Annotated in this window: 9 protein-coding genes; 2 read left to right on the top strand and 7 right to left on the bottom strand. The window is 64.4% G+C overall.

Going from position 1 to position 7,891, the window contains the following annotated elements:
* Positions 1 to 281 precede the first annotated feature (281 nt).
* Complete coding sequence (locus ACETPF_RS17700; RefSeq protein ID WP_373935913.1) at positions 282 to 1,118, top strand: flagellin N-terminal helical domain-containing protein; 837 nt, start codon at positions 282 to 284, stop codon at positions 1,116 to 1,118.
* Between the two features lie 105 nt (positions 1,119 to 1,223).
* Here ACETPF_RS17700 and aguB read toward each other — a convergent pair whose 3' ends face one another.
* The 3 genes from aguB to rpsD form a co-directional block, all read right to left on the bottom strand.
* Positions 1,224 to 2,072 carry an N-carbamoylputrescine amidase gene (aguB, locus tag ACETPF_RS17695; RefSeq protein ID WP_373935911.1) on the bottom strand — a complete coding sequence of 283 codons (849 nt, stop codon included), beginning with the start codon at positions 2,070 to 2,072 and terminating at the stop codon, positions 1,224 to 1,226.
* Positions 2,069 to 3,073, bottom strand: a complete 1,005-nt coding sequence (locus tag ACETPF_RS17690) for an agmatine deiminase family protein (protein WP_373935909.1) — start codon at positions 3,071 to 3,073, stop codon at positions 2,069 to 2,071. Before ACETPF_RS17690 ends, aguB begins: the two co-directional genes overlap by 4 nt.
* A gap of 116 nt (positions 3,074 to 3,189) precedes the next feature.
* Positions 3,190 to 3,804, bottom strand: a complete 615-nt coding sequence (gene rpsD, locus ACETPF_RS17685; protein WP_373935907.1) for a 30S ribosomal protein S4 — start codon at positions 3,802 to 3,804, stop codon at positions 3,190 to 3,192.
* A gap of 177 nt (positions 3,805 to 3,981) precedes the next feature.
* On the opposite strand from rpsD, the gene ACETPF_RS17680 reads away from it, so the two are divergent.
* The gene (locus tag ACETPF_RS17680) at positions 3,982 to 4,278 is read left to right on the top strand and encodes a chorismate mutase (RefSeq protein WP_373935905.1); all 297 of its coding nucleotides are present in this window, start codon (positions 3,982 to 3,984) and stop codon (positions 4,276 to 4,278) included.
* A gap of 44 nt (positions 4,279 to 4,322) precedes the next feature.
* Here the strand turns inward: ACETPF_RS17680 and ACETPF_RS17675 are convergent, their stop codons facing one another.
* The 4 genes from ACETPF_RS17675 to rpiB form a co-directional block, all read right to left on the bottom strand.
* A complete protein-coding gene (locus ACETPF_RS17675; protein ID WP_373935903.1) occupies positions 4,323 to 5,396 on the bottom strand; it encodes a TrmJ/YjtD family RNA methyltransferase in 1,074 nt (357 codons plus the stop codon).
* A 68-nt stretch (positions 5,397 to 5,464) separates the two neighbouring features.
* Positions 5,465 to 5,926 (bottom strand): transcriptional regulator NrdR, encoded by a 462-nt coding sequence (gene nrdR, locus ACETPF_RS17670; protein ID WP_328278353.1) that lies wholly within the window; start codon positions 5,924 to 5,926, stop codon positions 5,465 to 5,467.
* 157 nt (positions 5,927 to 6,083) lie between these two features.
* Complete coding sequence (gene glyA, locus ACETPF_RS17665) at positions 6,084 to 7,385, bottom strand: serine hydroxymethyltransferase (RefSeq protein ID WP_373935901.1); 1,302 nt, start codon at positions 7,383 to 7,385, stop codon at positions 6,084 to 6,086.
* Between the two features lie 11 nt (positions 7,386 to 7,396).
* Positions 7,397 to 7,834, bottom strand: coding sequence for a ribose 5-phosphate isomerase B (gene rpiB / locus ACETPF_RS17660; RefSeq protein ID WP_373935899.1), 438 nt, complete (start codon positions 7,832 to 7,834; stop codon positions 7,397 to 7,399).
* Between the last annotated feature and the right edge of the window lie 57 nt (positions 7,835 to 7,891).

Raw genomic sequence — 7,891 nt, 5'->3', positions numbered from 1 at the left:
GCTCGTCGAGCAGCCCTGGCGCATCATGTCACTCGGACTGCGCCAATGGGCCCATGGGTTCTGATCAATGCACCTTGGTATTAGTCCCCGAGCCATAAATCCAGTCCGTCATCCGCCACCTTGCGATCGCCGGCAACATCCCGGCAAAGATGCTTTCCAATCCGATAACCATTTTTTCCAAGACCTCCTAAAGCCCCGCGCCCTCCCGCCGTTCTGGTCCTGTGAGAGGCCGGCCATCCGGGTCGGCCCCATATTGCAAAGCTCATGGATCGGGGACTTCTATGACTGTTGTAGGAACAAATTCGACGGCCTTGCGCGTCGCCAATTCATCGACCATCGCGTCGATGATGCAGACCCGCGCGATGGAACGGCTTTCCACCGGCAAGCGCCTGAACAGCGCCAAGGATGACGCGGCGGGCATGGGCATCGCCACGATGATGACGGCGCAGGTGCGTGGTATCGCGCAGGGCATCCGCAACGCCAATGACGGGCTGTCGCTGGCCCAGACCGCCGACGGCGCGCTCGCCGAAATGACCAACATGCTCCAGCGGATGCGCGAGCTGGCGGTCCAGGCGCTGAATGGCACCAACGACACGGACGCCCGCACCGCGATCAAGACCGAGATGGACCAGCTGGCGGGGCAGATCGACGATCAGATCGCCACGTCCAAGTTCAACGGCAAGAACCTGTTCGATGGCACGGCCGCGAACGTCTATATCCAGGCAGGCGCAAACGCCTCCAATGGGGTGACGATCGACCTTACCGACCTTAGCGCTGATGCGACGATCGCGGCGGTCGTGACCGGCGGCGTGTCGGCGATCGACCCCACAGCGGTTGCATTTTCGACCGCAGACCTCGCCAAGTTCGACGATGCGCTCAACACCATCTCGGCGACGCGCGCGACGTTCGGCGCGATGCAGAACCGGCTGGAATCGGTGGTGGCGAACCTTTCGACCGAGATGCTGAGCCTGACCGACTCGCGCAGCCGGATCGAGGACGCCGATTTCTCGAACGAAACCACCCAGCTCGCCAAGGCCCAGATATTGAGCCAGGCTTCGACCGCGATGCTGGCGCAAGCCAATCAGAGCCAGCAGGGCATATTGAAACTGATCGGCTGATAGTAGCCCATCATAGCTGGTCCCCGGCGACGGCCGGGGCCAGTCCGGCACTTTCGAGCCGATGGGATGTATCGCCTGGATGCAGTCGGTACATCTTTGCGTGCCCTAGATATCCTGGGCAATGCGGGCGTAAAGCTCCGGGCGGCGGTCACGGAAGAAACCCATGCCGGCGCGGTGCTTGCGCGCGCGGTCGAGGTCGAGCGTGGCGACGAGCGCGCCATTGTCGCGGGCGTCGGCTTCGGCGGCGAAATCGCCCCATTCGTCGGTGATGAAGCTGTGGCCGTAGAAACGCTGGCCGTCCTCCTCGCCGATGCGGTTGGCGGCGATCACCGGCATGCAGTTGCTGACGGCATGGCCGATCATCGCGCGCCGCCACATGCGGCTGGTGTCGAGGTCAGCGTCATAGGGCTCGGAGCCGATCGCCGTCGGATAGAAGAGCATCTCCGCCCCCATCAGCGCCATGACGCGCGCGCTTTCGGGATACCATTGGTCCCAGCAGATGCCGACGCCGATAGTCCCATATCGGGTCTTCCACACCTTGAATCCGCTATTGCCGGGGCGGAAATAATATTTCTCCTCATAGCCCGGCCCGTCGGGAATGTGGCTCTTGCGATAGACGCCCAAGATCTCGCCCTGATCGTCGATCATGGCGAGCGAGTTGTAGTGATGATGGCCGTCGCGCTCGAAGAAGCTGGTCGGGATATAGACGCCCAACTCCTTCGCCAGCTTGCGCATGTCCTGCACGGCGGGATGCTCGTCCACCGACTGCGCGCGGGCGAACAGCGCCTCATCCTCCTCGCGGCAGAAATAGGGGCCTTCAAACAGTTCGGGCGGCAGAATGATCTTCGCCCCGCGCGCGGCCGCTCTGGTCACATGGTCGGCGACCATGGCGATATTGTCGGCCATGTCGTCCGAAAAGGCGAGTTGCAGGGCGGCGACGGTGACTTTGGTCATTCTGTCTCTCGAACGGGGGACTGGGAGGGCATCTGCTGGCTGCAGCAATGGAAGCTGCCGCCTCCCGACAATATGGCGTCGCTCCGCAATCCGACAATATCCCGGCCCGGAAAGAAGGGGCGCAGGGCGTCGAGCGCGGCAGCGTCATTGGGGCGGCCATAGATGGGGACGATGACGGCGGCGTTGCCGATGTAGAAATTCATGTAGCTGGCCGGGATCGGCTCGCCATCGACCTCGACAAGGCCGGGGGAGGGGATGTCGACCACCGTCACCCCATGCGCCTTTGCGCGGGCGCGGGCGTCGGCGTAGATGGCGGCGTTGGGATCGTCGGGGGTCGTCGCGATGGGAAGCGCCAGCGTGCCGGGCGCGACGAAGCGGGCGAGATTGTCGACATGGCCGTCGGTATGGTCGTTGAGCAGGCCATCGCCCAGCCACAGCATGTCGCAGAGGCCCAGGCTGCCGGCGAGCAACGTCTCGATCTTGCCGCGGTCGAGGTCGGGATTGCGGTTGGGGTTGAGCAGGCATTGCTCGGTCGTGACGAAAAGGCCCGTGCCGTCGGTATCGACCGCGCCGCCTTCGAACACCCAGTTCTGCGCCGCGACGGGCAGGCCGGTCGTCGCGGCGAGGCGCGCGCCGATATCCTCGTCGCCCGGCATCTGGTACTTGCCGCCCCAGCCGTTGAAGCCGAAATCGACCAGCGCGCGCTCGCCCGCGCCGTTCAGCACGGCGATCGGCGCGGTGTCGCGCAGCCAGACGTCGCCCAGCTTTTGTACAACGATCTGTACAGTTGAATCGACTATCGCGCGCGCGGCGTCGGCGTCGGCCTCGCTCGCGGCCACAAGGCGGACTTCCTCGCGTCCGTTTGCGTGGAGAGCGTTGGCAAAGGCCGCGATTTGCGCCCGCGCCGCATCGAACGCGCCGGGCCATTCGGCTGGGGTGGCGGGAAAGCCGATCCAGGTCCAGTCGTGGGGCGCCCATTCGGCGGGCATGCGATAGGTCATGACGGCTGGTCCTCTGACGGGCGGCTATGGCGGCGTCATAGCGGGATGTGGGGGCAAGCAAAAGGGCGGCTCCCTCGCGGGGCCGCCCTTTCCTATTATCGAGCTATCCGAAGGACTTAGCGCGAATAGAATTCGACGACCAGGTTCGGTTCCATCTTCACCGGATAGGGCACTTCGTCGAGCGTGGGGACGCGGACGTAGGTGACCTTGGCGGCGCCGTCGGGCGACACATAGTCGGGGATGTCGCGCTCGGGCAGGCTTTGCGCTTCGAGGACCAGCGCCATTTCCTGCGCCTTTTTGCCCAGCGTGATCTCGTCGCCCGGCTTCACCAGACGGCTGGCGATGTTGCACTTGACGCCGTTCACATAGATGTGACCGTGGCTGACGAGCTGGCGCGCGGCCCAGATGGTCGGCGCGAACTTGGCGCGATAGACGAGCGCGTCGAGGCGACGTTCCAGCAGACCGATGAGGTTCTGGCCGGTGTCGCCCTTCATGCGGGCGGCTTCGGTGTAGTTCTTCTTGAACTGCTTTTCGGTGATGTCGCCGTAGTAGCCCTTGAGCTTCTGCTTGGCGCGGAGCTGGATGCCATAGTCGGACATCTTGCCCTTGCGGCGCTGGCCGTGCTGGCCGGGGCCGTACTCACGCTTGTTGACCGGGCTCTTCGGGCGACCCCAGATGTTTTCGCCCATCCGGCGGTCGAGCTTGTACTTGGCGCTGGAGCGCTTCGACATATATCTTTCCTCAATTGCTTATAACGTTGTTTCCGGTCTCGCCTGCTTGCCATATTTCAGGGGCAGGGCCGCCGCTTCACCGGAGTGCGGAGCCAATTGCGAAGGCGCGCCTATGACGAGGGCGGGCTGCTGTGTCAACCCCTCGACAGGCGGATGCGCTGGCCTTAGGCGGGCGACATGGACCCTGACAGCTATTCCACCATGGCGCAGGTGCGCGCCGGTGTCGACAATCTCGACCGCCAGATCGTCGCGCTGCTCGCGCAGCGCTTCGCCCATATGCGGGCGGCGGCGCGGATCAAGGAGGATCGTGGCGCGGTGCGGGATGAGGCGCGCAAGGCGGAGGTGATCGCGAATGCCCGTGCGGAGGCGGAAGCGGCGGGGATGCCGGGGGAGATGATCGGCGAACTGTGGGATCATCTGGTGGAGCTGTCGATCGCCTATGAGATGGAGGCGTTCGACCGGGGGCGTTCCTAACCACGGACGTTTGCAGGCTCGAGCCGAACGGAATTGCGTATAGTTCAGCGCTGGCGCGGGTTCGCCAGAGACGACAACACGCCGCGCAGGGTGCGGACCTCCAGATGGTTCCAGCCGGGCTTGGTCAGCAGGTTGCGCAGCGTTCGCTTGGTCGCGGGCGCGCGGTCGGGCGGGAAGAAATAGCCGGCGCCGTCCAGCAGCGCCTCGAACTGGGCGATCATGCCCTCCAATTCCTCCTGCGGAGCGGGTACGCCAAGGTCGGTGACGGTCGGTTGGGTGAGATCGGCCTGCTTTGACCATTCATAGGCGCACAGGATCACCGCCTGCGCGAGGTTCAAGGAGCCGAAATCCGGGTTGATCGGCACGGTCAGTATCTTGCGGGCGAGGGCGACGTCTTCCGTTTCCAGCCCCGAGCGTTCGGGGCCGAAGACATAGGCGCTGCGGCCCTGCGCGACGTGGATCTCGCGCGCGGCTTCCTCGGGCGTCACGACCGGCTTGGTGACGCCGCGCTTGCGGACCGTGGTGGCGTAGACATGCGCGCAGTCGGCGACGGCGTCGGCGAGTGTGTCATAAACCTGCGCGCCGTCGAGGACAGCGTCGGCACCGGCGGCGGCTGGCCCGGCGTCCGGGTTGGGCCAGCCGTCACGCGGGGCGACGAGGCGCATTTCGGTGAGGCCGAAGTTCAGCATGGCGCGCGCGGCCTTGCCGATGTTTTCGCCGAGTTGCGGGCGGACGAGGACGATGATGGGGGTGGGGGTTGGCATAGTCTTGGTACGAGTAGCGGCCTCTCCTTCCGTTCGCCCTGAGCGAAGTCGAAGGGCATCACTGAGCGAAGGCGAAGTGTGAGATATGGCGGCCTGCTTCAACTTTTCCCAATTTTCAGCAATCAGCGCTTCCTTCTTCTTTCGGGACCAGCCCTTGATCTGAATTTCGCTCTCAATGGCTTCGGCGCGGGTCGCAAATCCGGCTGACCACATTAGTTCGACGGGCAGGCGATCGGACGTATAGCCCTTGATCGCGCCAGATTGATGGGCGGCGAACCGCGCCTCCAGATCGTCGGTGTGGCCGGTGTAATAGGAGCCGTCGGCGCATCGCAGGATGTAGCTGTAGAAGGCCATGGTCCTAGGGCTTCGCTTCGCTCAGCCGAGCCCTTCGACTTCGCTCAGGGCGAACGGGGATATATTCGTCACTCACGCGCCACCTCCTGCACGCTCCCTGCGAACTCCTCGAAGTCCTTGGCGTCGGTGAAGTCCTTGTAGACGCTGGCGAAGCGGATGTAGGCGACGCTGTCGAGGCGCTTTAAGCCCTCCATCACCATTTCGCCGATCGCGCGGGCGGGGATTTCGCTTTCGCCGCTGGTTTCGAGCTGGCGCTGAATGCCGGAGATCAGCTTTTCGAGGCGGCTCGGGTCGATCGGGCGCTTGCGGCAGGCGATGCCGACCGATCGGGCGAGCTTGTCGCGGTCGAACGCTTCCTTGCGCCCCTCGCTCTTCACAACCCAGATGTCGCGCAACTGGATGCGTTCAAAGGTCGTGAAGCGCGCGCCGCACGCCTCGCACTGGCGGCGGCGGCGGATGGCGGCATTGTCCTCGGTCGGACGGCTGTCCTTCACCTGGCTGTCTTCGTGCGAGCAGAAGGGGCAGCGCATGAGAAATCATATACTCCGTTCGTCCTGAGTAGCCACTGAGCTTGTCGAAGTGGCGTATCGAAGGACAGGTCGCACACAGACCCTTCGATACGGGTCTTCGACTTCGCTCAGCCCCTACTCAGGGCGAACGGGGAGAGGCAAGCTCTCCCCAATAAGGTCAATAAATCGGGAACCGGCCGGTCAGCGCCAGAACCTTTTCGCGCACATGCGCTTCGACCTGGCCGTCGCCTTCGTCGCCGTTGCGCTTGAGGCCTTCTACGACTTCGGCGATCAGGCGGCCGATTTCGCGAAATTCCTCTTCGCCGAAACCGCGCGTGGTGCCGGCGGGGGTGCCGAGGCGGACGCCCGAGGTGACGAAGGGGCTCGCCGTATCGAACGGCACATTGTTCTTGTTGCAGGTGATGTAGGCGCGGTCGAGCGCCTTTTCCGCCGCCTTGCCGGTAGTGTTCTTGGCGCGAAGGTCGACCAGCATCAGGTGATTGTCGGTGCCGCCCGACACGATCGAGAGGCCGGCGTCGGCCAGCGTGGCGGCCAGCGCCTTGGCATTTGCCACGATCTGGTGGGCATAGGCCTTGAACTCGGGCGTCAGCGCTTCCTTGAACGCCACCGCCTTGGCTGCGATGATGTGCATCAGCGGGCCCCCCTGAAGTCCGGGGAAGATCGCGCTGTTGAGCTTCTTGGCGATCGCCTCGTCATTGGAGAGGATGATGCCCGAGCGGGGGCCGCGCAGCGACTTATGCGTGGTGGTGGTGGTGACATGGGCGTGCGGCACCGGCGAGGGGTGCGCGCCGCCCGCGACGAGGCCGGAAAAGTGCGACATGTCGGCGAGCAGATAGGCGCCCACTTCGTCCGCGATCTCGCGGAAACGCTCGAAGTCCCAGGTGCGCGAATAGGCGGTGCCGCCACAGATGATGAGCTTGGGCTTGGTCTCCCGCGCGATACGGGCGACCTCGTCCATGTCGATCAGGTGATCGTCGGGACGGACGCCATAGGGCACGACCTTGAACCATTTGCCGCTCATGTTGACCGGCGATCCATGGGTCAGGTGGCCGCCAGATGCGAGGTCGAGCCCCATGAAGGTATCGCCGGGCTGGAGCAGCGCCAGGAACACCGCCTGGTTCATCTGGCTGCCGCTGTTGGGCTGAACATTGGCGAAGTTCGCGCCGAAGAGCTGCTTGGCGCGCTCGATCGCCAGCGTCTCCACCACGTCGGCATATTCGCAGCCGCCATAATAGCGCTTGCCCGGATAGCCTTCGGCATATTTGTTGGTGAAGATCGAGCCGGCGGCCTCCAGCACCGCCTTCGATACGATATTCTCGGACGCGATCAGTTCGATCTTGTCCTGCTGGCGCTTCAGCTCCTTGCCGATCGCGTCGAAAATCTCCGGGTCCGCGCTGGCGAGGTTTTCGCTGAAGAAACCGTCCTGACGGATGGCGGGCGAGAGGGTGTCTAGGCTCATCTCTGGTCCTTTCAGAGCGCGGGATGGGAGAGTTTGTCGACGCGGGGGCCGTGGCGGCCGCCGCCGAAATCGGTCGTCAGGAAAGCGGTGACGCACGCCTTCGCCATGTCGATGCCGGTCAGGCGCGCGCCCATGGCAAGGACATTGGCGTCATTATGTTCGCGCGCGAGGGCGGCCGAGAGCGGCTCGCCCACCAGCGCGCAGCGGCATGCCGGGTTGCGGTTGACCGCGATCGAGATGCCGATGCCCGAACCGCACAGCGCGATGCCGCGCTCGGCCGCGCCCGAGGCAATGGCTGTCGCGAGCTTGTAACCATAGTCGGGATAATCGACGCGGTCGGCGGTGGCGGGGCCGAGATCGTCGACCTCATGCCCTGCCTCGCGCAGCCAGGCGGCGAGTTCGGCCTTCAGATCGACGGCGGCATGATCGGAGGCGATGGCGATCTTCATCGAGTCGGGGCGTCCCTTCACCGGCACAGGTGATTCGTTTCTGCCGGCCTAATAGGG

The organism is Sphingobium agrisoli, assembly GCF_041877245.1.
Taxonomy (GTDB): Bacteria; Pseudomonadota; Alphaproteobacteria; order Sphingomonadales; family Sphingomonadaceae; genus Sphingobium.
Note: the sequence above shows the minus strand (reverse complement) of the source record. Positions and strands in the feature narration are given on the sequence as shown.

What these genes read in the sequence shown, in the direction of transcription:
- ACETPF_RS17680 (WP_373935905.1), top strand. Translation starts at nt 3,982, where the DNA reads ATGGACCCTGACAGCTATTCCACCATGGCGCAGGTGCGCGCCGGTGTC.
- rpiB (WP_373935899.1), bottom strand. Translation starts at nt 7,834, where the DNA reads ATGAAGATCGCCATCGCCTCCGATCATGCCGCCGTCGATCTGAAGGCC.
- aguB (WP_373935911.1), bottom strand. Translation starts at nt 2,072, where the DNA reads ATGACCAAAGTCACCGTCGCCGCCCTGCAACTCGCCTTTTCGGACGAC.
- ACETPF_RS17690 (WP_373935909.1), bottom strand. Translation starts at nt 3,073, where the DNA reads ATGACCTATCGCATGCCCGCCGAATGGGCGCCCCACGACTGGACCTGG.
- rpsD (WP_373935907.1), bottom strand. Translation starts at nt 3,804, where the DNA reads ATGTCGAAGCGCTCCAGCGCCAAGTACAAGCTCGACCGCCGGATGGGC.
- glyA (WP_373935901.1), bottom strand. Translation starts at nt 7,385, where the DNA reads ATGAGCCTAGACACCCTCTCGCCCGCCATCCGTCAGGACGGTTTCTTC.
- ACETPF_RS17700 (WP_373935913.1), top strand. Translation starts at nt 282, where the DNA reads ATGACTGTTGTAGGAACAAATTCGACGGCCTTGCGCGTCGCCAATTCA.
- nrdR (WP_328278353.1), bottom strand. Translation starts at nt 5,926, where the DNA reads ATGCGCTGCCCCTTCTGCTCGCACGAAGACAGCCAGGTGAAGGACAGC.
- ACETPF_RS17675 (WP_373935903.1), bottom strand. Translation starts at nt 5,396, where the DNA reads ATGGCCTTCTACAGCTACATCCTGCGATGCGCCGACGGCTCCTATTAC.